26 protein-coding genes are annotated in these 26,038 nt (G+C 39.6%); 15 read left to right on the forward strand and 11 right to left on the reverse strand.

The window, feature by feature from the left end:
* Window positions 1-10: 10 nt before the first annotated feature.
* The 8 genes from porV (at window position 11) to ctlX (ending at window position 7,941) form a co-directional block, all read left to right on the forward strand.
* Window positions 11-1,264: a type IX secretion system outer membrane channel protein PorV gene (porV, locus tag IA57_RS08700; RefSeq protein WP_036122125.1), complete on the forward strand. Its 1,254-nt coding sequence runs from the start codon at window positions 11-13 to the stop codon at window positions 1,262-1,264.
* Window positions 1,265-1,350: 86 nt separating this feature from the next.
* Window positions 1,351-1,833 (forward strand): cytidine deaminase, encoded by a 483-nt coding sequence (gene cdd / locus IA57_RS08705; protein WP_036122128.1) that lies wholly within the window; start codon window positions 1,351-1,353, stop codon window positions 1,831-1,833.
* Between the two features lie 87 nt (window positions 1,834-1,920).
* Window positions 1,921-2,919: a pyruvate dehydrogenase (acetyl-transferring) E1 component subunit alpha gene (gene pdhA / locus IA57_RS08710; protein WP_036122130.1), complete on the forward strand. Its 999-nt coding sequence runs from the start codon at window positions 1,921-1,923 to the stop codon at window positions 2,917-2,919.
* Window positions 2,920-2,922: 3 nt separating this feature from the next.
* Entirely contained in the window at window positions 2,923-4,542 is a 1,620-nt protein-coding gene (locus IA57_RS08715; protein WP_036122133.1) for a pyruvate dehydrogenase complex dihydrolipoamide acetyltransferase, read from the forward strand.
* An 87-nt stretch (window positions 4,543-4,629) separates the two neighbouring features.
* Window positions 4,630-5,574, forward strand: coding sequence for a M28 family peptidase (locus tag IA57_RS08720; RefSeq protein WP_036122135.1), 945 nt, complete (start codon window positions 4,630-4,632; stop codon window positions 5,572-5,574).
* The gene (locus IA57_RS08725) at window positions 5,571-6,266 is read left to right on the forward strand and encodes an SDR family NAD(P)-dependent oxidoreductase (protein WP_036122145.1); all 696 of its coding nucleotides are present in this window, start codon (window positions 5,571-5,573) and stop codon (window positions 6,264-6,266) included. The genes IA57_RS08720 and IA57_RS08725 overlap by 4 nt, the downstream gene beginning before the upstream one ends.
* Before the next feature lie 8 nt (window positions 6,267-6,274).
* Entirely contained in the window at window positions 6,275-6,874 is a 600-nt protein-coding gene (locus IA57_RS08730; RefSeq protein ID WP_131505681.1) for a DUF6134 family protein, read from the forward strand.
* Between the two features lie 131 nt (window positions 6,875-7,005).
* Window positions 7,006-7,941 (forward strand): citrulline utilization hydrolase CtlX, encoded by a 936-nt coding sequence (gene ctlX, locus IA57_RS08735; RefSeq protein ID WP_036123247.1) that lies wholly within the window; start codon window positions 7,006-7,008, stop codon window positions 7,939-7,941.
* Here the strand turns inward: ctlX and IA57_RS08740 are convergent.
* Window positions 7,938-10,010, reverse strand: a complete 2,073-nt coding sequence (locus IA57_RS08740) for an ATP-binding protein (RefSeq protein ID WP_036122150.1) — start codon at window positions 10,008-10,010, stop codon at window positions 7,938-7,940. The two genes, ctlX and IA57_RS08740, sit on opposite strands and share 4 nt — an antisense overlap.
* Window positions 10,011-10,402: 392 nt before the next feature.
* Here IA57_RS08740 and argS point away from each other — a divergent pair, with 392 nt between their 5' ends.
* The 4 genes from argS to IA57_RS08760 are packed head-to-tail and all read left to right on the forward strand — an operon-like array spanning window position 10,403 to window position 15,347.
* On the forward strand, window positions 10,403-12,184 hold the full coding sequence (gene argS, locus IA57_RS08745) for an arginine--tRNA ligase (protein ID WP_036122153.1): 1,782 nt from the start codon (window positions 10,403-10,405) through the stop codon (window positions 12,182-12,184).
* Between the two features lie 11 nt (window positions 12,185-12,195).
* Window positions 12,196-12,798: a SprT-like domain-containing protein gene (locus IA57_RS08750; RefSeq protein WP_036122156.1), complete on the forward strand. Its 603-nt coding sequence runs from the start codon at window positions 12,196-12,198 to the stop codon at window positions 12,796-12,798.
* The gene (locus tag IA57_RS08755) at window positions 12,798-13,877 is read left to right on the forward strand and encodes a mannose-1-phosphate guanylyltransferase (RefSeq protein ID WP_036123250.1); all 1,080 of its coding nucleotides are present in this window, start codon (window positions 12,798-12,800) and stop codon (window positions 13,875-13,877) included. Before IA57_RS08750 ends, IA57_RS08755 begins: the two co-directional genes overlap by 1 nt.
* Before the next feature lie 6 nt (window positions 13,878-13,883).
* Window positions 13,884-15,347: a DUF389 domain-containing protein gene (locus IA57_RS08760; protein ID WP_036123253.1), complete on the forward strand. Its 1,464-nt coding sequence runs from the start codon at window positions 13,884-13,886 to the stop codon at window positions 15,345-15,347.
* A 7-nt stretch (window positions 15,348-15,354) separates the two neighbouring features.
* Here the strand turns inward: IA57_RS08760 and IA57_RS08765 are convergent, their stop codons facing one another.
* Together IA57_RS08765 and IA57_RS08770 are read right to left on the reverse strand one after the other, a co-directional pair.
* Complete coding sequence (locus IA57_RS08765) at window positions 15,355-16,125, reverse strand: ABC transporter ATP-binding protein (protein ID WP_036122164.1); 771 nt, start codon at window positions 16,123-16,125, stop codon at window positions 15,355-15,357.
* Window positions 16,125-16,862 carry an MlaE family ABC transporter permease gene (locus tag IA57_RS08770; RefSeq protein ID WP_036122166.1) on the reverse strand — a complete coding sequence of 246 codons (738 nt, stop codon included), beginning with the start codon at window positions 16,860-16,862 and terminating at the stop codon, window positions 16,125-16,127. Before IA57_RS08770 ends, IA57_RS08765 begins: the two co-directional genes overlap by 1 nt.
* 110 nt (window positions 16,863-16,972) lie before the next feature.
* Between IA57_RS08770 and pafA the strand changes: the two genes are divergently transcribed.
* A complete protein-coding gene (gene pafA / locus IA57_RS08775; protein ID WP_036122168.1) occupies window positions 16,973-18,607 on the forward strand; it encodes an alkaline phosphatase PafA in 1,635 nt (544 codons plus the stop codon).
* Window positions 18,608-18,619: 12 nt separating this feature from the next.
* Here the strand turns inward: pafA and IA57_RS08780 are convergent, their stop codons facing one another.
* The 6 genes from IA57_RS08780 to rsfS all read right to left on the reverse strand — a co-directional run bounded on the left by IA57_RS08780 (window position 18,620) and on the right by rsfS (window position 23,441).
* The gene (locus IA57_RS08780; RefSeq protein ID WP_036122170.1) at window positions 18,620-18,886 is read right to left on the reverse strand and encodes an acyl-CoA-binding protein; all 267 of its coding nucleotides are present in this window, start codon (window positions 18,884-18,886) and stop codon (window positions 18,620-18,622) included.
* 4 nt (window positions 18,887-18,890) lie between these two features.
* The gene (locus IA57_RS08785; RefSeq protein ID WP_036122173.1) at window positions 18,891-19,541 is read right to left on the reverse strand and encodes a phosphatidylserine decarboxylase family protein; all 651 of its coding nucleotides are present in this window, start codon (window positions 19,539-19,541) and stop codon (window positions 18,891-18,893) included.
* Complete coding sequence (locus IA57_RS08790) at window positions 19,531-20,352, reverse strand: phosphatidate cytidylyltransferase (RefSeq protein WP_036122182.1); 822 nt, start codon at window positions 20,350-20,352, stop codon at window positions 19,531-19,533. Before IA57_RS08790 ends, IA57_RS08785 begins: the two co-directional genes overlap by 11 nt.
* 2 nt (window positions 20,353-20,354) lie before the next feature.
* Window positions 20,355-20,972: an LUD domain-containing protein gene (locus IA57_RS08795; RefSeq protein ID WP_036122185.1), complete on the reverse strand. Its 618-nt coding sequence runs from the start codon at window positions 20,970-20,972 to the stop codon at window positions 20,355-20,357.
* 105 nt (window positions 20,973-21,077) lie between these two features.
* On the reverse strand, window positions 21,078-23,060 hold the full coding sequence (gene ftsH, locus IA57_RS08800) for an ATP-dependent zinc metalloprotease FtsH (protein WP_036122188.1): 1,983 nt from the start codon (window positions 23,058-23,060) through the stop codon (window positions 21,078-21,080).
* 9 nt (window positions 23,061-23,069) lie between these two features.
* The gene (rsfS, locus tag IA57_RS08805) at window positions 23,070-23,441 is read right to left on the reverse strand and encodes a ribosome silencing factor (RefSeq protein WP_036122189.1); all 372 of its coding nucleotides are present in this window, start codon (window positions 23,439-23,441) and stop codon (window positions 23,070-23,072) included.
* A 92-nt stretch (window positions 23,442-23,533) separates the two neighbouring features.
* On the opposite strand from rsfS, the gene IA57_RS08810 reads away from it, so the two are divergent.
* Window positions 23,534-24,271, forward strand: a complete 738-nt coding sequence (locus tag IA57_RS08810; RefSeq protein ID WP_229730305.1) for a biotin--[acetyl-CoA-carboxylase] ligase — start codon at window positions 23,534-23,536, stop codon at window positions 24,269-24,271.
* Here the strand turns inward: IA57_RS08810 and IA57_RS08815 are convergent.
* Complete coding sequence (locus tag IA57_RS08815; RefSeq protein ID WP_036122190.1) at window positions 24,265-24,660, reverse strand: SRPBCC family protein; 396 nt, start codon at window positions 24,658-24,660, stop codon at window positions 24,265-24,267. The genes IA57_RS08810 and IA57_RS08815 overlap by 7 nt on opposite strands.
* A 22-nt stretch (window positions 24,661-24,682) precedes the next feature.
* Entirely contained in the window at window positions 24,683-25,327 is a 645-nt protein-coding gene (gene pyrE / locus IA57_RS08820) for an orotate phosphoribosyltransferase (RefSeq protein WP_036122191.1), read from the reverse strand.
* 128 nt (window positions 25,328-25,455) lie between these two features.
* Between pyrE and IA57_RS08825 the strand changes: the two genes are divergently transcribed.
* On the forward strand, window positions 25,456-26,037 hold the full coding sequence (locus tag IA57_RS08825) for an NUDIX hydrolase (RefSeq protein ID WP_036123260.1): 582 nt from the start codon (window positions 25,456-25,458) through the stop codon (window positions 26,035-26,037).
* Window position 26,038: the final 1 nt, after the last annotated feature.

Consider the following 26,038-nt stretch of genomic DNA (forward strand, 5'->3'; position numbering starts at 1 on the left):
AATCAATTTTATGAAAAAATACATTCTAGCCCTATCTGCTTTATATTTTGGAGCACAAATACAGGCGCAAACAACAGTGTTACAACTTCCAGAGTCACAAGATTCGCGTGTAATAACAACAGGATTGCCTTTTGTGTTAATAGCACCCGATGCACGATCGGCAGCTATGGGCGATATGGGGGTGGCCACTTCGGTCGATGCCTTTTCTCAACAATGGAACTCAGCTAAATATGCCTTCTCCGAAACCAAACAAGGGGTAGGGGTAAGCTACACGCCTTATTTAAGCAAGTTGGTAGATGATATTTTTTTAGGGGGCATCACCTATTTTAATAAATTAAACGAACGTAGTGCCTTTGGAGCAAGTTTTAGATATTTTTCGTTGGGAGAAATAGAATATGTACAAGATGAAATTTCAGAAGCCTTGGTGCAAAAACCTAACGAATTCACCATAGATGCCTCTTACGCCCTTAAGCTAAGCGAGCGCTTTTCAACATCGGTAGCCATGCGGTTTTTACATTCCGATTTAAAATTACCAAACTATTCTGGCGATCCAGAACCAGCAAGCACCTTTGGGGTAGATATTTCGGGGTATTACCAGAGTGAAGAAGAGGCCTATGGTACCTTTAATGGACGCACCCGTTTGGGGTTTGCTATTCAAAACTTGGGGCCAAAATTTAAGTACGATGCCCAAGGGCAAGAAAACTTCCAACCAACAACCTTGCGTTTGGGGGGTGGATTCGATTTTATCCTAGACCAGCACAATACAGTAGCCGTAACAGCAGAATTTACCAAACTATTGGTGCCAACGCCTCCAATTATTGGTCGTGAATATGCTTATGATGACACAAATGGTAATGGTAGTTATGATGAAGGGGAGGAAGTAGGTTACCCAAATGACCCTATTAATGAAGAGGTGTATTATCTTGAAGGAAAAGACCCTAATGTCGAGTTCTTTAAGGGGGTGTTCCAATCTTTTGGCGATGCACCAGGAGGCTTTAGAGAAGAAGTAAAAGAAATTACCTGGGCTTTGGGAGCCGAGTACCGCTACCAAGATTCGTTTGCCTTTAGAGCCGGATATTTTAACGAAGCTGAAGACAAAGGAGCGCGTAAGTTCTTTGCCATAGGCGCCGGATTTAACTACAATGTTATAGGGGTGGATTTGTCGTATTTGTTCTCGGCATCAAAAATACCAAGCCCTTTAGAAAACACCTTGCGCTTTACACTATCGTTTAATATCGATAGAGAGGCTTACCAAGAATACTAGTTCATACAAGTTTAAAACAAATTAAAAAAACTATTGCCCAGGCAATAGTTTTTTTGTCTAAGATTGTTTTTTATAACTTTAGCCATATGAAAACGATAAAAATAGAAGCCACATTAGCGGTTTACGACAGTGTGGATGAGTTGCCCAAAGATGTTATGGAATTAATGTCTAAGGCCATGGAAGCAAGGAGCAAGGCCTATGTGCCCTACTCAAATTTTAGCGTTGGTGCAGCTATTCTTTTAGATGATGGCGAGGTGGTTTTGGGCAATAACCAAGAAAATGCGTCTTACCCTTCGGGGCTTTGTGCCGAGCGTACCGCCATTTACTACGCCGGGGCAAACTATCCAGAGGCCAAAATTTTAAAAATGGCCATAACAGCTGGTTCTAGAACCCAGCCAACCATTACCCCCATACCGCCCTGCGGAGCATGTAGGCAGGCCATTGCCGAGTATGAGGTGAACCAGAATAGCGCTATAGAAATTTACTTTATGGGAGAAACAGGAAAGGTTGTTAAGGCTAACTCGCTGGCCGATTTGCTGCCTTTAGGTTTCGATAAGTCCTTCTTGTAGCGATTTCGTGAATTTTAACCGATTAGGGTTTTCTCATTAATAAGTAAAGTGCTATTTTTGTGTTCCGTTTTTAAAGAAACACAAGCAATGCAAAAAATTACCAAAGAAACATACCTAAAGTGGTATGAAGATATGTTGTTTTGGCGCAAGTTTGAAGACAAACTAGCAGCTGTTTACATACAACAAAAAGTAAGAGGATTTCTTCACTTGTACAATGGTCAGGAAGCCGTATTGGCAGGAGCCTTGCACGCCATGGATTTGACCAAGGATAAAATGATTACAGCGTATCGTAACCACGTACAACCTATAGGTATGGGCGTAGATCCTAAAAAGGTTATGGCAGAGCTGTACGGTAAGGCTACCGGAACCTCGAAAGGTCTTGGTGGCTCCATGCACATTTTTTCTAAAGAGCATGGCTTTTATGGCGGCCACGGTATTGTGGGAGGGCAAATCCCTTTAGGAGCAGGCATTGCCTTTGGCGACAAATATAAAGGAAACGATGCCGTTACCATTTGCTGCTTTGGCGATGGTGCCGCAAGACAAGGGTCGTTGCACGAAACCTTTAACTTGGCTATGCTTTGGAAGCTGCCAGTAGTATTTGTTTGCGAAAATAACGGGTATGCCATGGGAACTTCGGTAGAGCGTACTGCCAACCATACCGATGTATGGAAATTAGGACTTGGGTACGAAATGCCATGTGGCCCAGTAGATGGAATGAACCCCGTAAAAGTAGCCGAAGCGTTTGATGAAGCCATTCAGCGTGCCAGACGTGGAGAAGGGCCAACATTCCTCGAACTAAAAACTTACCGTTACCGTGGACACTCCATGAGCGACGCCCAACATTACAGAACAAAAGAAGAAGTAGAAGAGTACAAGAAAATTGACCCAATTACACAAGTAAAAGACATTATTCTTGAAAACAACTACGCTACAGAAGAAGAGATAAAAACCATAGATAAGCGTGTTAAGGATTTGGTGAAAGCCTGTGAGAAATTTGCCGAAGAGTCTCCATATCCAGACAAAAGCGTGATGTACGATGCGGTTTACGAACAAGAAAACTATCCATTTTTACAACATAAACTATAAGCTATGGCCGAAGTAATTAACATGCCGCGTTTAAGCGATACCATGGAAGAAGGAACCGTCGCCACTTGGTTAAAAAAAGTAGGCGATACGGTAGAAGAAGGTGATATTCTAGCAGAAATAGAAACCGATAAAGCGACCATGGAGTTTGAATCCTTTCATCAGGGCGTACTTCTACATATAGGGGTGCAAGAAGGTGAAACGACCAAGGTTGATGAACTATTGGCCATTATAGGTGAAGCTGGTGAAGATATTTCAGATTTAATAACTGGAGCATCTAATAATGCAAATGCCCCATCAAAAACCGAAGCATCCAGTTCGGCAGAACCTGTAGAGGAAACTTCAGAAGCTGTAACGCTTCCAGAAGGCGTAACAGTTGTAACCATGCCGCGTTTAAGCGATACCATGGAAGAAGGCACCGTTGCTACTTGGCTAAAAAATGTAGGCGATACGGTAGAGGAAGGCGATATTCTAGCTGAAATAGAAACCGATAAGGCAACTATGGAGTTTGAATCGTTCCAATCGGGAACGTTACTACACGTTGGTTTGCAAGAAGGCGAATCGGCAAAGGTCGACGCTTTGTTGGCCATTATAGGCCCAGAAGGAACAGATGTTTCTCAAGTGGCAAAAAACTTTAAGGTGGCAACCAATACAAGTGCTGGTGCAGAAGATAAAGCACCAAGCAAAGCCGAGCCAAAACAAGAAGTTAAAAAAGAAGTCGCAGCAACAGAACCTGCTAAAGAGACTCCTAAAACCGAGGTGTCGGCTTCTGGAGACCGCATATTTATATCGCCGTTAGCCAAGAAAATGGCCGACGAGCGTAAAATTAACCTAGCCCAAGTACAGGGTACGGGAGAGAACGGACGCATTATAAAACGTGATATAGAAAACTACACCCCTTCTGCTGCAGGCGTATCGGTTGGTAAATTTGTGCCTGTAGGCCAAGAAGATTACGAAGAGGTTGCTAACTCTCAAATGCGAAAAACCATAGCAAAACGCTTAGCGCAATCTAAATTTACGGCACCGCATTATTACTTAAATGTGGAGTTTGATATGGATAATGCCATAGCATTCCGCGAGCAGTTTAATACATTGCCAGATACCAAAATTTCGTTTAACGACATGATTGTTAAGGCTTGTGCCTTGGCTTTAAAACAGCATCCGCAAGTAAACTCGCAATGGTTTGATGACAAGATGCGATTAAACAACCACGTGCATATAGGGGTTGCTGTAGCAGTGCCAGACGGTTTGGTTGTACCAGTGGTTAAATTTGCCAACGAGCAAACCTTACCGCAAATAGGCGCTTCTGTTAAAGACTTTGCAGGAAAAGCTAGAAATAAAAAACTAACCCCACAGGAGATGGAAGGAAGTACCTTTACGGTTTCTAACCTTGGGATGTTTGGTATAGAAAGTTTTACATCCATCATTAACCAACCCAATTCAGCCATTCTTTCGGTAGGGGCTATTGTACAAAAACCCGTAGTGAAACAAGGGCAGGTTGTTGCAGGAAATACCATGAAATTGTGTTTGGCCTGCGACCATAGAACAGTAGATGGCGCTACCGGAGCGCAATTCCTTCAAACCTTAAAAGGATATATTGAAAATCCTGTAACCATGTTGGTGTAAAACCATACAACATAAAACTCTTATAAGAAATCCTGCATCACGCAGGATTTTTTTTATATTTAGAGAATCTTCAAAAAAAAGACGTTAATGAAACACATCGTATTATTGTTTTCGGTTTTTATGCTTTTTAATTGTGAAAAAGCTAAAGGCCAAGTACAGCAGGCAACTGTTAGTAGTGAAGAAATTAAAAACATGGTAACCTATTTGTCGGCAGATAGCTTACATGGCCGAAACACAGGAACAGCAGGCATAGAGAATGCAGCCGTTTATATCGAGACCATGTTTAAGCAGTTTAATGTGAGTCCGTACTTTGAAAGTTATAGAGATCATTTTGAGGCCAAAGGGAAGGCGGCTTTTAACATGGTTGGTTTTTTAGAGGGTAACGACCCAAAACTAAAGAATGAAGTTGTAATTGTTGGCGCGCATTACGATCACATTGGTGTGAGTAAAAAAATAGTAGCCACCGATTCTATTGCCAATGGGGCTAACGATAACGCTAGTGGGGTAAGCACAGTGCTCGCTGTGGCAAAATATCTTTCAGAGCACAAGACCAACAAGCGCAGCGTAATGTTTGCCTTATTTTCTGCTGAAGAAATGGGGTTGTTGGGCTCTGAACATTTAGCAAATAAATTAAAGTCTCAGAACATAAATTTGTATACCATGGTTAATATAGAAATGGTAGGCGTGCCATTTAAGGACCGTGACTACACAGCTTTTATAACAGGTTACAATTTGTCTAACATGGCCGAACGGATTAACCATTACACAAATACGAATTTTATTGGATTTTCTGAAGTGGCTCAAAAATACAACCTGTTTAGGCAGTCTGATAATTATGCGTTTTACCAAGCGTTTAAATTGCCTTGCCATACCATTTCTTCTTGCGACCTATCAAATTACGACTATTATCACCATGTAGACGACGAAGCAGATAAGTTGGACTACAGCCATATGGCCAATTTAATAAGTAAGCTAATTCCAGCCATAGAGGCAATAAGCAATACCCCAACACAAGAAATTAAACTTTTATGAATAGTACAGCCAAAAAAAATATTGTTATAACAGGAACGAGTAGGGGTATTGGTTTTGAGTTGGTGCGTTTGTTTGCCGCAGCTGGTCATAATGTGTTGGCGCTGTCTAGAAACGCTCAGCCAGTAAACGAGTTGCGTTTAGAGCGTGTTTCGGCGTTTTCGTTCGATTTAGGCGAGGCAGCAGATTATAAAAAAGTAACGCACTTTATCGAGGACACTTGGCAGCAAGTCGATATTTTGATTAACAATGCGGGAGCCTTGTTAAACAAGCCGTTTTTAGAAACGACCATGGCAGATTTTGAACAGGTGTATAAAACCAATGTGTTTGGCGTTTCCGAGATGATCCGGACCGTTTTGCCTTTTATGGGCACGTCTGGCCATGTGGTTACCATAAGCTCTATGGGTGGGGTACAGGGCAGCATGAAGTTCCCGGGCCTATCGGCATACAGCTCGAGTAAAGGTGCTGTGGTTACACTTACCGAATTGCTGGCCGAAGAGTTTAAAACACAAGGCCCCTCGTTTAATGTGTTAGCCTTGGGGGCTGTGCAAACCGAAATGTTGGAAGAAGCCTTTCCAGGCTATCAAGCACCAATAACGGCCAAGGAAATGGCCGAGTATATCGCCGATTTTTCATTGCAGGGCAACAAATACTACAATGGCAAAATGCTACAGGTATCTAATTCTACGCCTTAATTTCGAATATGTTAAAATCACCTAACATATTACTTCTTTTCTTTGTTTTAGCCTCATTAGGAATGGTGTCGCAAACACAAACAAAAAGCTTTAAGGTTATCCATAAAAACAAGGCGTGTGGCATGCTAACCATAGCAAGAAGCGAGAACAAAGGTGTGGTGGAATACTATTCAAAAACTAGTATTAATGCAAATGTTTTGTTTAAGGACATTCAGGTAGATTACGAGTATAGGGTCTACTACCACAACAATGTTTTTAACAGATCGAATGTTGGGGTTTATATTAATGGCAAGCTTCATTCAAAATCAATTACGGTAAAAAAAGCGGACGGCTACGAACTCTCTAAAGATGAGAAAGAACCGTTTTTTATAGTGAACCCCATTAAATATTCTTCGATTAGACTCTACTTTTCCGAACCCAGCGATGCTTTCCCTACTTATTCGGAACAACACGGAACGTTCGATCAAATTGTTCCCGTTTCAAAGGGAGTTTACCAAAAAATTGACAATAAAAACCGCACCAATACCTACCATTATGAGGAAGGAGTTTTAAAACGAGCAGATATTGATGGTGGTCTGGTGAAGTTTCAACTCATATCGCATGGGTAGTTAATATCCTTAAAAACCGTTACCGTTTTAATAACTTTTAAAAATTGATGGGGATAGATGTTAAATCTGAACGAAAACGTTTTTTCAACCCCTTAAAAATAGCTAATTTTGCAGCATTAAATCAAAGTATCATGCAGCAAACCACCAACACCATTTTAATGGTTCGTCCTGTAAATTTTAGGATGAACGAACAAACAGCGGTAAACAACTACTACCAAAAAGTTCTTGATAACCTACTGCCAGATACTGTAAATGCAAAAGCGCAACAGGAGTTTGATGACTATGTTGAAAAATTACGACAAATAGGGGTAAATGTGGTGGTGATTGATGATACTAACGATTTTGATACGCCAGATTCTATTTTTCCTAACAACTGGATTTCTTTCCATGAAAATGGTACCGTAGCCCTTTATCCCATGTTTGCAGAAAATAGAAGACACGAACGCCGTGAGGATGTTTTAACCTTGTTGGAAGAAAAGGGGTTTAAAATTGATCATGTTGTAGACTATACCAGTGCCGAGGAAGAAGAGTTGTTTTTGGAAGGTACAGGAAGCTTGTTGTTGGATCGCGCCAATAGAAAAGCGTATTGTGCACTTTCGCCAAGAGCAGACGAAGGCCTGTTTATAGAATTTTGTGAAGATTTCGAATACACACCAGTCGTGTTTACGGCTTACCAAACTGTAAACGACCAGCGAAAAGCAATTTATCATACCAATGTTATGATGTGCTTGGCCGAAACGTTTGCGGTGATTTGCTTGGATGCGATAGACGATAAAAAAGAACGTAAAAATATTGTTGACCACCTAAAAGCAGATGGTAAAGAGGTTATTGCCATTACCGAGGCGCAGGTGAATAATTTTGCTGGGAACATGCTGCAGGTTAAAGGCGACAACAACCAAAAGTATTTGGTTATGAGCCAAGCGGCGTTTAATGCATTAACCCAAGATCAAATAACAGCTATAGAAAAACACTGTAACATCCTGTCTAGTTCGTTAGATACTATAGAAGCTTGTGGTGGCGGTAGTGCAAGGTGTATGATGGCCGAGGTTTTTCTGCCTAAAGGCTAATGGTTGTTGCCATTTTCCGATTTCGATTTAGGGAGCTCAACATAAAAGGTGCTGCCTACATTTAGGTCGCTCTCAACCCAAATTTTACCTTGGTTTAGCTCCACCAACTCTTTGCAAATGGTGAGCCCTAGCCCGGTGCCTTTTTCGTTTTGGGTACCAACAGTGGTGAAGGAACTGTTTTTAAAGAGCTTCTCTTGGTTTTCCTTAGAAATACCAACACCTGTATCGGAAATGCTAATAACAGATCTGCCATTGCTGATGTGGTTCGCTATGGTAATGGTATCTCCCGCTTTACTAAACTTAATGGCATTGGTAAGCAGGTTCTGGATAATAATTTCAACCATGCTTCTATCGGCGTAAATAAAGTCGGCCAAGGTTTTGTCCCTTAAGCGAATGTGTTTCTTGGTTAATTTGTGTTCCAACAGTTGAATTTTTTCTTCAAAAACCTCTTGAATATCAAACAAACAAGGGTTTGGCTCTAAAGACTGCATTTGGGATTTGGACCAGTTTAATAGATTGAACAACAGCAACGAAGCGTTGTTGGCATTTTCGCTTAGCTCAGGAATTAGGGCTTCGAACTCCTCGCTAGATACCGCTCCATCTTTTAACAAATCGATAAACCCTTTAATGGAGGATAGCGAATCTTTAAGATCGTGGGATATAATAGAAAACAGCTTGTCCTTTACTTTATTAATCTCTTCTAAATGCTTGGTCTGCTCTAGGATGGCCTCGTTTTGAAGTTCGATTTTTTTGTTTTTTTCTTCTAGCTTTCTGGTGTACTTAATCCTGTTGTTGCGTTTTAAGTAAATTAACACCAAAAAGGTAGACACAATGACCAAAGCCGCCAATAAGGCATAAAGAATTAACTTAAACCGGTTAATGTTGTTTATCTCGCCAGTTGTGTCTGGATTGGGCTGTTGTAAATGTGTTTGGTTATTGGTTTGGCCAACACTAAATAAATCTTCGGGAGTAACTTCTTCTATAGTTGTAGCCGGCTGCTGTTGGTTTTCTTTAGCCAATTCGCTTTTTAACTGGTAGTATTGCCGTTGCCAAACAAAAGCACGGTCGAAGTTTCTGTTGGTCGAATCTAAGGCTTTTAAAAACTTGTAGTTTTTAAGTTGTTCTGCTTTGTTGTTTACCTCGGTGGTTAGTGCTCTAGCTTCTAAAAGCTGTCCTTCGGCGTATTTTAGGTATTGCCGTTGTAGGTTTAAATGCCCCAGGTTGTTTAAAGCTATGAGCAAGCCATTTTTATGGTTTAAGGCGCGGTTTATTTTTAAGGCTTCAACCAGATGCTCTGTAGCTTTATCGTAATCTTTAAACTGTAAATATTCACCACCAAGTTTGGGCAGGATCTCACCTTTTAACGAGTCGGTTAGGTTTTTGGTTAGGCTAAGAGATCTTTCGTAGTATTCTATGGCCTTTCTGTGTTCTCTTTTTTGCGAGTATAATTCGGCAAGGCGCAATAAGGTAAAGATTTCGTTGGGAGCCTGGTTTTGCTGCTCAATTTCTAGCGATTTCACATAAAATGTTATGGCCTTATCGAAATCTTTTACACCGCAATAAGCTTTGGCCAGATTACTATACGTTAGCAAAAGCTCGTTTGTTAGGTTGCGTTTTTCAAATTCCTCTATGGCAGAGAGTGCATATTGAAGTCCTGTATTGTAGTGGCCTCGTTCTATTTCAATTAAACCAATGTTGTTGTTTATGTTGGCAATGCCTAAAGTATCTTTTAGCGTTATATAAATAGCCTTGGATTTATGGTAGTAATCCATGGCGTTTATGTAGTCCTGTTTTTGGGTGTAGGTAAGTGCCTTGTAATACGTAATTTGGGCGATGCCCTTTTGGTCGCCCAAGCTTTCGGCAAGTTTTTCGCTTTCTAAAATATAACTTAAGGCTTTGTTGTAGTTTTGGGTGTCGTATAAGGACTTTATCAAGCGTATGGAAGTAGCTACTTTTGAAGTGTCCGGATTTTGAAAGGCTAACTGAACCATAAGGCTGTCTTGCTCTTTGGTTTGGGAAAAACCAAGGAACGCAAAAAACATAACAAACAAGATGGTAAGCTTCTTCATAGTTAGTTACGCTAACAAAGGCATAAGGTACCCAACTTCCTGTAGAGGGATGAAGAAGTGAGAAAATCTTTACTTACTTAACAGTAATGTGCTAGTTCGTTTTAGATTGTCTATTGCCTTTTAGGGACATTTAGAATTAATAGCATTTACTAAAACAAAAATTATAAAAAGCATTGTTAAATACTAATTTATGCGTTTTTATGCGAAAAAATCAGATAAAAGGTTGAGAGATTTTTAAGGACAAACCATAATATCGACGAACAACACAAAATAGCGGCCGCCCAGCCTAAAAACATCCTGTATTAATTGTAAGCTTGTATGTTTTTTCTTTAGCTGTATTTCTTTAAAGCGGTATAAAACGTATCTTTGCCTACTTAAAAAACCAGTCGTTTATGAATCTTCAAGATGTGTTGTCTAAACAAGTAATACAGGCCGTAAAGGAATTATATCAAAAAGAATTGGATGCTGTAGAGTTTCAAGCCACCCGTAAGGAGTTTGCCGGAGACATTACAGTGGTTGTTTTTCCTATGCTACGTGTCGTTAAGGGGAACCCTGTTCAAATAGGAGAAGCTATAGGTGAATTTCTTGTAGCGCATGTCGAAGCGGTGAAGGCCTATAATGTGGTGAAGGGATTTTTAAACATAGAAATACACGATGGGTATTACATCCACTTTTTCAACAGCATAAAAAATGAACCGTACTATGGGTTTAAAGCCCCTAGCACCAATAACGATGCGGTTATGGTCGAGTATTCCTCGCCCAATACAAACAAACCCTTACACTTAGGGCACATTAGAAACAACCTTTTAGGTTACAGTGTTGCTGAAATTTTAAAGGCTTCAGGGAAAAAAGTCTATAAAACACAGGTTATTAACGACCGGGGCATTCACATTTGTAAAAGTATGCTGGCCTGGCAACGCTTTGGAAATGGCGAAACACCAGAAAACACAGGGCTTAAAGGCGATAAACTTGTAGGGAATTACTACGTGAAGTTCGACCAAGTATACAAACAGGAAATAGAAGCTTTAATGGCTGAAGGCAAATTGGAAGACGATGCCAAAAAACAAGCCCCTATTTTTCTTGAAGCCCAAAACATGCTTAGAAAATGGGAAGCAGGCGATAAGGAAACTGTTGCCTTATGGGAAAAAATGAACAATTGGGTTTACAACGGGTTTGAGGTGACCTATAAAAACCTTGGTGTCGATTTTGATTGCCTGTACTACGAAAGCCAAACCTATCTTTTAGGAAAAGAATTTATCGATCAAGGCTTGCGCTCGGGTGTTTTTTATAAAAAAGAAGACAGCTCTGTTTGGTGCGATTTAACCGATGAGGGCTTAGACGAAAAACTAGTGCTTAGAGCCGATGGCACAGCGGTTTATATGACTCAAGACATCGGAACAGCCATACAACGAATAAAGGATTATCCAGATGTAGGAGGCATGGTTTATACCGTAGGAAATGAGCAAGATTACCACTTTAAAGTCCTTTTCTTGATTTTAAAGAAACTAGGATTCGATTGGGCCAAGAACCTGTACCATCTAAGCTACGGAATGGTAGATTTGCCCAGCGGTAAAATGAAAAGCCGGGAAGGTACCGTTGTCGATGCCGACGATTTAATTGTAGAAATGGCCACTACGGCAGAGCATATTTCAAAAGAATTAGGCAAGCTAGAAGGGTATACCGAAACCGAAAAACAAGCGCTTTATAAAACCATAGGGCTTGGGGCACTAAAGTACTTTATCTTAAAGGTAGACCCTAAAAAACGCATTCTTTTCGACCCTAAAGAATCGATAGATTTCCAAGGAAATACAGGACCGTTTATTCAATATACCTATGCCAGAATACAGTCTATTTTAAGAAAGGCTGCCAATTTGGACCTTACCAAAGATATTACAGCGATAACTCTCGATACTAAGGAAAAAGAATTGTTAAAACAAGTACAGCTATTTCCAGAGGTTATCCAGCAAGCAGCCAGTAATTACAGTCCGGCGGTTGTTGCAAACTACATTTACGATCTGGTAAAGGAGTTTAACTCGTTCTATCAAAACATTCCTATTCTTGGCGCTGAACTAGAAGATGAAAAAATATTTAGGGTACAGCTGTCAAACGGAGTGGCAACCGTTATTAAAAATGGCTTTTTGTTGCTTGGTATTCAAGTGCCAGAGCGCATGTAAACCGCAAGGATATGACTGAGCAATTGGCGGGACATTTGCCCGAACATGCTTTACATGGGGTGTCGCAACTTTTGCGTCAAGACAATCTTACAGTAAAGATTAAGCAAGAACGTAAAACAAAACACGGCGATTATAGGCGCTTACAAAACGGGAAGCACCAAATTACCATTAATGGAAATTTAAACCCCTACCGGTTTTTAATAACGTTAATTCACGAGATTGCCCATTTCGAGGCATTTGCTCATTACGGGCTAACCATTAAGCCTCATGGTATAGAGTGGAAACGCACCTTTCAGCGGTTAATGTTGCCTTTTTTAAATCCCGCGGTGTTTCCTAATACCTTGCTGCCATTATTGGCCAAGCACTTTAAAAACCCAAAAGCGTCAAGCGATACAGATACCCAATTGGCATTAGCCTTAAAGCAATTTGATGCGCCTAACAATAAAACTTATATTTTTGAGGTACCTTTAGGAGCCAATTTTAAATTGTACAATGGACGTATTTTTAAAAAAGGCAATAAACGTGTAAAGCGTTTTGAGTGTGTTGAGGTTAAAACAGGAAAATTGTACCTTTTTAACCCCAATGCAGAAGTTGAAATAATAAATCAAAAATGATGCAAGAAAACTACTATGCTATTTTAATGGCAGGCGGTGTAGGATCGCGATTTTGGCCTGTAAGCACCCAAAGTTACCCCAAGCAATTTCACGATATGTTGGGAACAGGGGAAACGCTTATTCAAAAAACCTTCAATAGGCTAAGCAAACGCATTCCTAAAGAGCAGATTCTTATATTAACCAACGCCCAATATAACGATTTGGTTCTAGAGCAACTCCCCGAAATTACCCAGCAGCAAGTAGTCTTGGAGCCGGCCATGAGAAATACGGCGCCTTGCATTTTATATGCAGCCCTTAAAATACAGAAAGAAAATCCAGAGGCCCTTATGGTAGTTGCTCCAAGCGACCATTGGATTGAAGACGAACAGGCATTTTTAAACAATGTAGAGGAGGCCTTTAGGTTTTGTGCTGAAAATGATGCCTTAATGACTCTAGGTATTCAGCCCACCTTCCCCAACACCGGCTATGGTTATATAGAATATGACAGCGCGTCTGATGCAGCCATAAAACCAGTTAGCCAGTTTCGTGAAAAACCAGACTATCAAACAGCTAAAGCCTTTATAGCGCAAGGAAACTTTTTGTGGAATGCAGGTATTTTTATGTGGAGTGTTAAAAGTGTGATTTCAGCCTTTAAGGCCAATCAACCAGCACTTTTTGAGCTTTTTAATAGCGGTTACGATTCGTATAATACCGATCGCGAGCGAGCATTCATATTGGAGAATTATGCTAAGGCAGAAAACATTTCGGTGGATTATGCCTTAATGGAAAAGAGCAATAATGTATTTGTGTTACCGGCTCATTTCGACTGGAACGACCTCGGAACCTGGGGAAGCCTTTACGATAAGCTAGATAAAGATGCACAGAACAATGCTGTGGTTAACGCCCAGGTGCTTGCCAAGGAGGCTTCGGGAAACATGATTAGAACAAGCAATAACAAGGTTGTGGTAGTCGACGGGCTTAATGATTATATAATTGTTGATAAAGACGAAGTTTTGCTTATCTTTCCTAAAACAAAAGAGCAAGATATTAAACAAGTGCTTCAACAGGTGAAGGATACCTTTGGAGAACACTACGGGTAAATGCCTATGGAAGAAAATAAATTTAACTTTAACGAAGAAGAAAAGGTTAAAGATCAAAAAGTTGAAGCCTCTAAAAAGGCGGTAAAACAAGATGCCAAAGGGCTCTTGCAAAGTGTTAAGACCTTTTTAAACGAATTGCTCGATTTTAGAGACGATACCGATAGAGATGCCACCATAGAAGCCATTAAAAACGATATTTCCTTTCAGGGGGCAACCGCGTGGATTTTAATCTGTTCTATTTTTGTCGCTTCTATTGGGTTAAACGCAAATTCTACAGCAGTTGTTATTGGTGCCATGTTAATTTCGCCCTTAATGGGTCCCATTTTAGGGGTGGGCATGTCTATTGCCATTAATGATGTCGATACGCTAAAGAAGTCGTTAATTAACTTGGCTACTATGATTGTGCTAAGTTTGCTAACCGCTTTTTTGTTTTTTTACCTGTTTCCCTTAAGAGAAGATACCTCAGAGCTTTTAGGAAGAACACAGCCAGACATTAGGGACGTTTTAATTGCCTTTTTTGGGGGCTTGGCCTTAATTATTGCCAGAACAAAACGAGGCACCATCGCTTCGGTAATTTTTGGTGTAGCCATTGCAACCGCATTAATGCCACCTTTGTGTACGGCAGGTTATGGTTTGGCCCAAGGAAATTGGGAGTACTTTAATGGCGCCATGTACTTGTTTACCATAAACACCATTTTTATTGCCTTAGCCACATTTTTGGTGTTAAAGTTATTGCGTTTTCCTATGCTTAGGTATGCCAACTCCAAAAGGCGCAGAATGATTTCTAGAATAGCAACTACACTGGCTATTGTTGTTATGATTCCTGCAATTTGGACGTTTTTAAGTGTTTTGCGTCAAAATAATTTTGAACGCGATGCCCAAAATTTTATAGAAAAGGAAATAGATGCTTTGCCTCACGCCGATTTCATTAAAAAAAATGCATCCTATAAATATGTCGATGCCGAAAACTCGGTAATAGAGCTCAATACATTTGGGTTAGATGAAATTCCAGAATCGACCATTGCAGTACTTCAGGACAGGCTTAACGAGTACAGCTCTTGTAAAAATACGGTTTTAAAAGTAAATCAGAACAAGTCAAAAAACCTAGACCATTTAAGGTATATGGAGCAAATACGCTATCGGGATTCTTTAGACTTGCTTTCCCAAAGCCAACGTATTGTTTTCTTAGAAAACCGCTTAAAGAAACTGGAAAAGTTAGAGCGCAATTTAATTCCGTTCGAGGAGTTTACTAAAGAAGTGAACATTAATTACGAGGCTATTAAGCACATTTCGTTTTCTAACGTTATTGCGTCTAATTTTAAGAAAATGGATACTTTAACTGTATTTACGGTAGAATGGGATAAGGCGTTAATTGCCAAAGAGCAAATTCCGAGAAAACAAAAACAGCTGGAAGACTGGTTAAAAGTTAAGTACAACCTGGATAGCATGCAGGTAAAAAGCCAGTACTAGAAAACCACTAACTTTCGTTTTCCTCTAGGTACATTTTACGAACTTTTTTAAAGAGTTCAGACGAGTAAACAAAATTGGTTACCGCTTCGTTATCGGTTTTAAAGATGGTTTCTTTACTGCCTTCCCAGGCTTTTTTACCGTCTTTTAAGAAAACGATTTTCTCGCCAATTTCCATAACCGAGTTCATATCGTGCGAGTTTATAACCGTGGTAATATTGTATTCTTCGGTAATTTCCTGGATGAGGTTGTCTATAACAATAGCTGTTTTGGGATCTAAGCCAGAGTTGGGCTCGTCGCAAAAAAGGTATTTAGGCTTGTTAACAATAGCACGCGCAATGGCCACGCGTTTCTGCATCCCTCCCGAGGCCTCGCTGGGCATTTTGTAATGGGCATCGGCAAGGTTTACGCGTTTTAAAACAAAGTTAACGCGGTCTTCCATTTCGCTTTTGCTTTGTTTGGTAAACATTCTTAATGGGAACATGACATTTTCGGCAATGGTCATAGAGTCGAACAAAGCACTTCCTTGAAAGACCATGCCTATTTTAGAACGGATGTTCCTTTTTTCATCGGCATTTAACTGCCCAAAGATTTTTCCATCGTAAGAAATACTGCCTTGTTCATAATCGAAGAGGCCGAGCAGGCATTTTAAAAATACCGTTTTTCCAGAGCCACTTTGCCCAATTACCATACTGGTTTTGCCTTTTTTGAAGGTGGTAGATATATCCTTTAAAATATGCACATCGCCAAACGATTTGTGTAGGCCTTTAACTTCTATCATTAGCTTAGTAGTAATTGAGTTATTATGTAGTTTAATAGAATGATGGCAACACTGGTCCAAACAAATGCTGTGGTGCTGGCCTTACCAACTTCTAGGGCGCCGCCTTTCATGAAAAATCCATAAAACGAGGGCACTGTAGCAAGTACAAAAGCAAAAACAATGGTTTTTATAAAGGCATAAGTAATATGAAACGGAATAAAATCTAATTGTACCCCGGTTACATAATCTTCCAATGTGCTAAAACCACCATAAATACAGGCAGCCATACCTCCTAAAATGCCTAAAAACATAGCAATGGAAATGACAAAAGGGTAAAGCATAAGGGCGATAAACTTAGGAAAAACCAAGTAGTTTATGGCATTTATACCCATAACTTCCAAAGCATCGATCTGCTCGGTAACACGCATGGTACCTATACTAGAGGTAATAAACGAGCCCACTTTACCTGCCATAATAATAGAGATAAAGGTTGGAGCGAATTCTAAAATTACCGATTGCCTAGTGGCAAATCCCACCAAGTACTTCGGAATTAAGGGGTTGCTTATGTTTAAAGCTGTTTGAATGGTTACTACTCCGCCAACAAAAAATGAAATGAATGCCACGATACCAAACGAGCCAATAATTAAATCGTCTATATCCTTTAAAATAAGCCCTTTCATTACAGACCATTTTGTGGGTTTCCTAAACATGTCTTTAACCATGATAAAGTAGGCGCCAATATTGTGAAAGTATGTCATAGTTTTTTTGTTACCGCTAATGTATAAAATCTGTGGTTTTTTTAACCTTAAATTTAAATTAAGATATTTAAAAAGATGTACTTTTGATACTTTTAAGTAAAGTAAATACCATGAAAAACCTTATTTGTCTTTCTTTTGTATTATTCGCCACTTTGGCAATACAGGCACAGCAAAACAACAATAACAATAACCCTAAGTTGGTTGTGGGTATTGTTGTGGACCAAATGCGCTACGACTATTTAACAAGATTTGAAGACCGCTATGGCGATGGCGGCTTTAACCGCATGGTTAAAGAAGGGTTTAATTGTAAGAACAACCATTTTAACTACATCCCGACCTATACGGGACCAGGGCATGCTTCGGTTTTTACGGGAACAACACCTAAAAATCATGGCATTATAGCCAACAATTGGTACGATAAAGACCTAAAACAAAGTGTGTATTGCGCTGGCGATACTGTAGTAAATTCGGTGGGAACGGCTTCCGATGCAGGAAAAATGTCGCCACACCGTATGAAAACCACAACATTTTCTGATGAAAACAAGCTTTTCACGCAAATGCGCGGAAAAACCATTGGTATTGCCATAAAAGATAGGGGAGCTATCTTGCCCGCCGGTCACACCGCAGATGCCGCATATTGGTTTCATGGAAAAGATGAAGGGAAGTGGATTAGCAGTACGTTTTACATGAACCAGCTTCCTAAATGGGTGGTAGACTTTAACCGCTCTAAACAAGCTGCTTCGTATTTAAAAGTTTGGGATACGTATTACGATATTGATACCTATGTTGAAAGTGGTGCAGACCTAAATGCTTACGAAAGAGGGTTTAAAGGAAAAGAAACCGCAACGTTCCCATACGATTTAAAAGTACTTCAAAAAGACAACAAAGGGTTCGATATCTTAAAAACCACAGCTTACGGAAACAGCCTAACGGCAGATTTCGCCATAGCAGCCATAGATGGCGAGCAACTAGGCCAAGATAACATTACCGATGTTTTAACGGTAAGTTTTTCCAGCACCGATTATGTGGGGCATAATTTTGGAGTGAATTCAAAAGAAATCCAAGATACTTACATCCGTTTGGATAAGGATATAGAGCGTTTGCTAAATAAGTTAGATGCGACTGTGGGTGCTGGAAATTACACTGCATTTTTAACGGCAGATCACGGTGCGGTTAATGTGCCGGCTTACTTGCACGACCACGATGTGCCGGCAGGATATTTAAACCAATCTGAAACCAAAGCGAAGTTTACGGCGTTTATGGAACAAGCGTTTGGAGCAACAGATCTGGTAGAGAATGTTAGCAACAATCAGATTTTTCTGAACAGAAAAAAAATAGCCTCGCTAGGCCTCGATTTAACACAGGTGCAAAACGCCATTGTAAACGAGATAATTAATTACAATCATGTTTACAAGGCCTATACAGCAACAACCATGGCCTCTGTAGCTTTCGAGTCTGGTGTAGAATCTTTTTTACAAAAAGGGTTTAACCAAAAACGTTCTGGCGATGTTTTGGTTGTTTACGATCCCGCCCATATTTCGTACAGCAAAACGGGATCTACCCATGGTTCTGGATTTAATTACGATACGCATGTGCCATTGGTGTTCTTTGGTAAAGGCATAAAACAAGGCGAAACCCTAGAAAAAACAGTAATTCCAGATATTGTACCTACCATTTCGGCTTTATTGGGCATTAGTTTTCCTAATGGCGCAACTGGGAGGCCTTTGGAGTTTGTAATGGATTAAAAGAAAGGTGGGTTATTTTCGGTAAAGAAAGTAATTGTTAACCAAGTCGATATAAATTTGTTTGGCTTCTTCCTGCGATACATTTTTAACTTGAAATAACGCATTGGTTTTAAACGCATTTATAATAGCCTTCCTGCTTTTAGGTTGGCTATAATCGTTTGTAGCCCTTTTGTAATAGGCGTAAAGGCGCAAGAGGAAATCTGCTGGGAAAGGCTCGTGGTGGTTGTTTATCCTTTCTACAGCGTCCTTAAAGGCTATATTTAATTCTTCTGAAGTCATTTATTTATCGCTCTGCAATAACGGTTTCTCCGCCTCGTACTTTTTGATTGAGTTGTACCTTAATATTACTGTCTAAAGGAAGAAACAAATCAACCCTAGATCCAAATTTTATAAAGCCAGAATCGCTTCCTTGTTTAACAGATTGGCCAGCCTCGGCATAATTTACAATACGCTTGGCCAAGGCTCCGGCAATTTGCCTGTGCAGTACCTTGCCAAAGTGTGAGTTTTCTACAACCACAGTTGTACGTTCGTTTTCTTCGCTAGATTTTGGGTGCCAAGCCACTAAAAATTTGCCCGGGTGGTATTTGCTAAAAACAACATTGCCCCCAATAGGATAACGGGTAACATGCACGTTAATAGGCGACATAAACACACTTACCTGAATTCTTTTATCCTGAAAGAACTCTTTTTCTTCAACCTCTTCAATAGCAACAACTTTCCCGTCAACAGGCGAAATGGCTTGCGATTCGTTAAGGTGGGTGTGTCTTTTGGGGTTTCTAAAAAACTGAAGGATGAGTATAAAAAAGACTAAAATGGCAACCATTAACAAGGTGCGTAACCAGGTAGTTGCAACAAAATAATCGATAAGCAAAACACTTATGGCTACAAAAAAAGTAGCGCCTAATATAATTTTATGACCTTCTTTATGAAACATAGTTCAAGAGTTGTAAATACAAAAATACAAATGGAGCGGCAAATATAATACTATCCAGCCTATCTAAAAGGCCGCCGTGCCCAGGCATAATACCGCCACTATCTTTTACTTGGGCTTGACGCTTAAACTTAGATTCGATTAAATCGCCCAGTGTGCCAAACACGCTAATAATTATGGCGAGCACTAGCCAATTGTTAAAGTTTAAAGTGTGTGTAAAGGTAGCGATAAAATAGCTTGCAATGGTAGAAAAAAATAGCCCACCTAAAAAGCCTTCAACAGTTTTTTTAGGAGACACTTTTTCGAATAGCTTTTGCTTGCCAAATTTTTTACCTACTAAAAAGGCAAAGGTGTCATTGGTCCAGACAAGAATAAAGGCCCCTAATAGCAAAAAAGGGTTGTATTCTTCGTGGAATTTTGCAATTAAGATTAAAAACACAAAGCTACTAGACAAATAAAATGTTGTAATAATAAACCGTTTGGATATAAATAGCGGAATGTGTTTTTGGGTAAATAAATCCTTAATAAGGATTAACTGTACAAAAATCGTAAGGACGAGTAGGATTTGTGTGGCCTCTTTAAGCCCGTAATTAGAGTTCATAACAAACTGCCAATAGCCAAAAACAAAGTACAGCAGTGTAAAGATTATATAGGGGATAAAAGAGTTGTAGTTTATAAGTTTTTTAAACTCTGAGATGGCAATGATACCAAACACAAAAAACACAACAATTAAGGCATGTACATTAAACATGGCCGCCATTAAAAGTAAAATGTACAGCAACCCAGAGAACGATCTAACAAAAATTTCCTTCATGTTTAAAGATCTTCTAACAGTAAAAGGTATAGGTTTTTAGAGCTGCTCCCATAACTCATAAAGTCTTTTTCTTCGACGGTTTTTTCTGGTTTAAAGTGTTTAATGGTTGTAATGTTAGTTGGTATTTTTTTCTTGTTTTTAGATTTAATGCCTCTTAGGCCTTCGCCAATATTCTCGACAATTTGACTTGTGGTGGCAAAAACAACAAAATGATCGGGAAGTTCTTTTAATTTTTTTTCTGCAATTTGGTTAGAAGAGATAAGCAACGAACCGTCATCGCCAATTAGGTGCTCGCAAGTGGTTAAAAAGAAAGCAGCATCCTGTGCTTTGTTGGCCAGATTTAAACCAAAGTCTTTAAAGCGGTCTTTTAGGTTGTTATCTATAATTAGGGCTAAACTGTCCTGCCAAGCGTTTTCAATAATAATATTGTTTAAACTATCGTAAATTTCATCTAGGTTTTCGCAATACAGAAATTTGCCGCCATTGGCTTTGAAATTTATGGTAAACCTCTCGTCGATGGGGAGTTTAATTTCTGGCATGTACTTGCTCCTTTCCTCTGATTTTATGGTTTCTTCTGATTTATCAGATTTGGAGCCAAAAAGTTTTCTAAATAGACTCATTTACTATGTACCTGTTAAGGGCGTTTTTCAAATATAAAAAATCTTAAATTAACAGTTAAGTCAATTTAAGATTTTTGATGGTATTAAAGGTAAATTGGAACGGAATTACTCCTCTTCTTCCAATGTGTTCTCTTGTGTTTTAACGGGTTGGGTATCGTTTACGTCTTCTTTTTCAAAAGGGCGTTTACCAAAAATCTTCTCTAAATTGTCTTTAAAGATAACTTCTTTTTCCAACAAAACATCGGCCAGCTCGGTAAGTTTGTCTTTGTGTTGGGTTAAAAGATCGATGGCTCTTTGGTACTGAACCTCAATAATATCGGATATTTCCTTATCGATTAACTCGGCCGTTTGCTCGCTATACGGTTTGGTAAACCCATATTCGTTTTGCCCTGAAGAATCGTAATACGTTAGGTTGCCCACTTTGTCGCTCAAGCCATAAATGGTTACCATGGCTCGCGCTTGCTTGGTTACTTTTTCTAGGTCGCTAAGGGCGCCTGTAGAAATTTTATCGAAAATCACTTTTTCGGCGGCGCGGCCACCAAGAGCAGCACACATTTCGTCCAGCATTTGTTCTGGCCTAACAATTAAGCGCTCTTCTGGAAGGTACCAAGCGGCACCTAACGAGCGACCTCTAGGCACAATAGTAACTTTTACCAAGGGTGCGGCATGTTCTAGCATCCAGCTTACTGTAGCGTGTCCAGCTTCGTGAAAAGCAATGGCTTTTTTCTCTTCTGGGGTAATGATTTTGTTTTTCTTTTCCAAACCGCCAATAATCCTATCAACAGCATCTAAGAAGTCCTGCTTGTCAACCGCTTTTTTGCCATTTCTAGCTGCAATTAAGGCGGCTTCGTTACAAACATTGGCTATGTCGGCTCCAGAAAATCCTGGGGTTTGTTTTGAAAGGAAATCGGTATCGAGATTTTTGGCCTTTTTTAAAGGTCTTAAATGCACCTCGAAAATTTCTTTGCGCTCGCGTATGTCTGGTAGGTCTACAAAAATCTGTCTGTCAAAACGCCCGGCACGCATTAAGGCTTTGTCCAGTACATCGGCGCGGTTGGTGGCTGCCAATACAATAACGTTGGTGTTGGTGCCAAAACCATCCATTTCTGTAAGCAGCTGGTTTAGGGTGTTTTCACGCTCGTCATTAGAGCCCGAAAAATTACTTTTTCCTCTTGCGCGTCCAATGGCATCAATTTCATCAATAAAAATAATAGAAGGCGATTTTTCTTTGGCTTGCTTAAACAAATCGCGAACGCGCGATGCGCCAACGCCAACAAACATTTCGACGAAATCTGACCCTGAAAGGGAGAAAAACGGCACTTTAGCTTCGCCGGCAACGGCTTTGGCCAATAAAGTTTTTCCTGTTCCTGGAGGGCCAACCAATAGGGCGCCTTTTGGAATTTTACCACCAAGAGCAGTATATTTTTCTGGGTTTTTTAAGAAATCGACAATTTCTTGTACTTCTTCTTTTGCGCCTTCTAAACCTGCAACATCTTTAAAAGATACTTTTACATCGGTGTTTTGATCGAAAAGTTTGGCTTTCGATTTTCCGATGTTAAAAATTTGGCCGCCAGCACCACCAGCACCACCAGAAGACATGCGTCGCATAATAAAAATCCAAACCGCAATAAGAATAATAAACGGCAATAAACCAATTAGGAAATCGCCCAAGAGGTTTTGCTCGGTTTTATATTCAACTTTTGGCTGGGGATCCAATTGGTAATTGGCCACAATTTCGGCTATGCCATCTTCAAAATTTTGAAGGTCCCCAAATTCAAATTTGTAGTTGGGTAAGTTGTTTGAAGAAGCTATAAGCGATGTGGGCTTAGAGGCTTTATGCACTTCTTTTTCTTGGGCTTGTGGTGTTAAATACACTTTGGCCTCCCGACGGTTAACAATTTCTACCTTACTTACGTCGCCATTTTTTAGGAATTCCATAAACTGCGACGGCGTGGTAGATTTAGCTTCCTGGAACGAGCTGCCACTAAAAAGTTGCATACCTAGGAAAATAGCAATGATAGCCCCGTAAATCCAATAAGGATTGAATTTAGGTTTCTGGTTTTTAGTGTTTTTATTATTTGCTGCCATTAATTCGTTTTAGTAGTTTGTTTCGATTACCGTTGTTTTTGCGTCTCCCCAAAGACTTTCTATGTCATAATAGTCTCTAATGTGTTTTTGGAACACATGCACGACAACGTTAACATAATCCATTAACACCCACTCGGCATTGTCGACACCTTCAACATGCCAAGGTTTGTCTTTTAATTCTTTACTGACCTTTTTTTGGATTGCATTTACAATGGCATTTACTTGCGTATTTGAATTACCTTCGCAAATAATAAAATAGTCGCAAACCGTATTTTCAATTTCCCGTAGATCTAAAATGGTAATCTCGTGCCCTTTTACATCTTCAATTCCGCTAATAATCGTTGTTATAAGTTGATCTGCGTTAGAGTTATTTTTTGCCATTAATTTTATTTAGTTTGTGCAAAGTTATTATTTTTTGGTTCTTTATACTTTAAAAAAATCATAAGATTTAAAGTGCGAAGATAACGATATTTATGATGCGTATAATCAAACTTGATGCCATTGACTCTACCAATCTTTATTTAAGGCGTTTAAGCCTTAAGGAACGCTTGGTAGATTATACTGTGGTGGTTGCTTCTAGCCAAGAAAAAGGCAAAGGACAAATGGGTGCCAACTGGGTTTCTGAACCCCATAAAAACCTTATGGTTAGTGTGTTTAAAGGGCATTTGGATTTACCGGCTAACCACGCTTTTTATTTAAGTAGGGCTGTGGCTTTGGCGGTTGTTGCCACCTTAAACGGGCTTGGGGTGCCAAATTTAAGTATAAAATGGCCTAACGACATTTTGTCAGATAATAAAAAAATATGTGGCATTTTAATCGAAAATGTGTTTAAGGGCCATTGTGTGTCGTCGTCGATAATTGGAATTGGGTTAAATGTAAATCAAGAAAATTTCGACGAATTGCCACAAGCATCATCATTAAAATGTGTGACTGGTCGTGATTTTGATTTAGATGAGGTTTTGATAGCTTTACTGGGCGATTTAAAAGCGTACTTGGCTGTTTTGGCTTCTACAAATTACCAAGCAGAGCTTAAAACAGCTTACGAGCGCTTGTTGTTTAAACGGGGAGAAATCGCAGAGTTTACCACCAAAACAGGAGCTGCTTTTAAAGGGGTTATACAGGCCGTGTCAACCTCTGGAAAGCTACAGGTTTTAGTAGCAGGCAATAAGGTTGAGGAATTCGACTTAAAGGAAATTACATTGGCCTATTGAATAGCGTTTGGCATATTTTCTGCCAATGTTTTTATGAAATTTGAAATGGGGCCTTTAATCATCATGGCCATCATGGGGTTAAAGTCGCCATTAAAGGTTAGTAATACCTCACTCGTTTCATGGTCTACTTGAGAGATGTCTCCGGTTAGAGAAAAATCTATTTTTCCACCAGCGGCGCCAAGGATAATTTTGCTAGGAGCTTGGGTGTCTTTTTTCTTTAACTTAATTTCGGGCATGCCTTTTAGGGCAAAAAGAAACGAGTCGCTGTCCAGAGCTTCAAACTTGGTGTTTTCGGGCATGAGCTTTTCAAAGTTCTCAACATTGGTTAAAAATTCGAAAACCTTTTCTGGTGTTTGTTTTACGGTTACCTTGGGTGATTCTAAAGTCATGTTTGCTTTTAGGGTTTGGTTATCAAATAGCGTTCCATTCGCTAGGATTGGCATTCCATTCAGAAAGCGTTTCCAATTCTTTTTGGGTAATATAATTGGTATCTAAGGCTTGTTCCAATAAGGTTTGGTAGTCGCCAAGGGTGTGCAGAGTAATGTTTTCTTTTTCAAAATTTTCTTTAGAAACATCAAAGCCATAAGAAAAAATGGCCACCATACCCTTAACGTTTAAGTGGGCTTCCTTTAAGGCTTTTACGGCGTTTAGGCTGCTTTGTCCGGTACTGATTAAGTCTTCGACCACCACAACATTCTGCCCGCTTTCAACATACCCTTCAATTTGGTTTTTTCGGCCGTGCTCTTTGGCTTTTGGCCTAACATAAATAAAAGGAACGCTTAAATATTCGGCAACCAACATGCCAATGCCTATGGCTCCTGTAGCCACACCGGCAATAACATCGGGTTTGCCATATTGCTTTTCAATATGTTTGGCCATGGTTTCCCTAATGTAATTTCTAATGGTAGGGAACGAAAGAATAATCCTATTATCGCAGTAAATGGGCGATTTCCAGCCCGAAGCCCAGATAAAAGGATCGTTTGGGTTTAACTTGATCGCGTTTATTTGTAATAAAACTTCGGCCGTTTTTCTTGCAGTATGTTTGTTGAAAATCATAGTCGCAAAATTACATTTTTTTATTAATTTTTTAATTTGGAAAATTAATATAATTAACTATTAGAAGCTTTTTATCACGTTAAAAATTATATTTTTACGTTCTTAAAAAGGACTTAAGCTATTACATGATGTACAAAGTTTTTGTTGGAGACAAGCCCTTGGTATTAACAACTAAGGTAGAACAAGAGACAAATTTTAAAAATTACTTGCTTAAAACGGTAAACATAAGCAAAGCAATTAAACAGTTAGGCAAACCCAATGTAGAAGAGGTTAGGCTAATACATAAAAATAAGGACAAGCTTTTGGCAAAGTTTTTAAAGAAACTGCCCAAGGTTATCGCCGGAGGAGGTAAGGTGTATAACGAAAAAGGCGAGGTGTTGTTTATTTATAGAAACGACAAATGGGATTTGCCCAAGGGGAAGGCAGAGAAAAAAGAAACGATAGAACACACAGCTTTAAGAGAGGTAGAGGAAGAGACAGGCGTAGAAGGCCTAAAAATTACTAAACCATTAGAGACCACTTACCACATTTTTAAAAGAAATGGCCGAAACAAAATAAAAATCACCTATTGGTTTGAGATGAAAACCAATTATTCAGGCAAACTATGCCCACAAGAAAACGAGGGGATAACCAAGGTCGCATGGCTTAGCCCTGATGAGAGTGTAAAAGCACTTGAAAATTCGTATGCTAATATTAGAGCTTTGGTTTAGT

This window comes from Mangrovimonas yunxiaonensis (assembly GCF_000733475.1).
In the GTDB taxonomy this organism is placed as follows: Bacteria; Bacteroidota; Bacteroidia; order Flavobacteriales; family Flavobacteriaceae; genus Mangrovimonas; species Mangrovimonas yunxiaonensis.